The sequence below is a fragment of the Actinoplanes sp. NPDC051633 genome (genome assembly GCF_040681735.1).
Lineage (GTDB): Bacteria > Actinomycetota > Actinomycetes > Mycobacteriales > Micromonosporaceae > Actinoplanes.
Genome location: NZ_JBFAZH010001549.1, coordinates 1 through 1,495 on the forward strand (window position 1 = coordinate 1; position 1,495 = coordinate 1,495).

The 1,495-nt window shown below is 73.4% G+C and carries 2 protein-coding genes; both read left to right on the top strand.

Going from position 1 to position 1,495, the window contains the following annotated elements:
- The coding region (locus tag AB0M20_RS43010) for an FAD-linked oxidase C-terminal domain-containing protein (protein WP_364307214.1) at positions 1–714 on the top strand (714 nt) is incomplete at its 5' end.
- On the top strand, positions 711–1,495 hold a 785-nt coding region (locus AB0M20_RS43015), incomplete at its 3' end, for an NAD(P)-dependent oxidoreductase (RefSeq protein WP_364307216.1). The genes AB0M20_RS43010 and AB0M20_RS43015, both read left to right, overlap by 4 nt.

Sequence of the window (1,495 nt, forward strand, 5' to 3'; positions counted from 1 at the left end):
GTGGGCGCGTTCGGCACCGTGGTGGCGGCGGGCGAAGCGGTGGCCGAGGCGACCCGGCGCGGCCTGCTGCCGGCCGCCCTCGAACTGCTCGACCGCGGCTGCCTGAAGGCGGTCGAGGACTGGAAGCACCTGGGCCTGTCGGCGGATGCGGCGGCGCTGCTGCTGGCGCAGATCGACGCTCCGGGTGCGGCCGGGGCCGAGGAGGCGGCGGCGATGGCGGACGCGTTCACCTCGGCCGGCGCGTTGTGGGCGGAGCAGTCGACCGACGAGTTCGAGGCGGAGGCGCTGTTCGCCGCGCGGCGGCTCGCGTACCCGGCGATGGAGCGGCTCGGCCCGGTGCTGACCGAGGACGTCTGCGTGCCGCGGTCGAAGGTGCCCTCCACCCTCGCGGCGATCGAGGAGATCGCCGACCGGCACGGGGTGACCATCGCGGCCATCGCGCACGCCGGCGACGGCAACCTGCACCCGCTGATCATCACGCCGCCGGGCGACGACGCCGCCCGCGAGGCCGCGCAGGCCGCGTTCGAGGAGATCATCGCGGTGGCGCTGGCGGCCGGCGGCACGGTCACCGGCGAGCACGGCGTCGGCCTGCTCAAGCGCGGCGGCATGCGGCAGGAGATGTCCCCCGCAGTGCTGGCGATGCATCAGGCGGTGAAGCGGTCCCTCGACCCGCGGGACCTGTTCAACCCCGGCAAGGTGGTGGGCGAGCCGTGATCGCCGGTTTCCTCGGCCTGGGCGTGATGGGCCGCCCGATGGCACTCAACCTGCTGCACGCCGGCACCCCGCTGGTGGTCTGGAACCGCAGCGCCGCCGCGACCGCGGACTTCCCGGACGTGGCCGCCTCCCCGGCCGAGGTGGTCGAGAAGGCCGACGTCGTCTTCATGATGCTGGCGAACGGGCCGGTCATCGACGACGTGCTGTCCGAGCTGCGGCTGGACGGCACGATCATCGTGCACATGGGCACGACCGCGCCCGAGTACTCGGCCGGGCTGTGCCGCCGGGTGGAGGCGGCCGGCGGCCGCTATGTCGAGGCGCCGGTCTCGGGCTCCCGTAAGCCGGCCGAGGCCGGCAAGCTGGTCGCGATGCTGGCCGGCGCGGCCGAGGACGTGGAGACCGTGCGGCCGTTGCTCGCCCCGATGTGCCACGAGACGGTCGTCTGCGGCCCGGTCCCCCAGGGTCTGCTGATGAAGCTGACCGTGAACGTCTATCTGATCGGCACGGTCACCTCGCTGGCCGAGACGTTCCACTTCGCCGGCGCGCACGGCGTCGACCTGGAGAAGCTGGTGGCGGTGCTGGACGCCGGGCAGATGGCCAGCCCGATCTCCCGCGTCAAGGCCCGCAAGCTGGCCGACCGCGACTTCGAGGCGCAGGCCAAGCTGGCGGACGTGCTCTACAACAACCGCCTGATCACCGATGCCACGCAGGTGCCGATGCCGCTGCTGGAGAGGTGCCAGGCCCTCTACGCGGAAGCGGTCGCGCTGGGTCACGGCGCCGA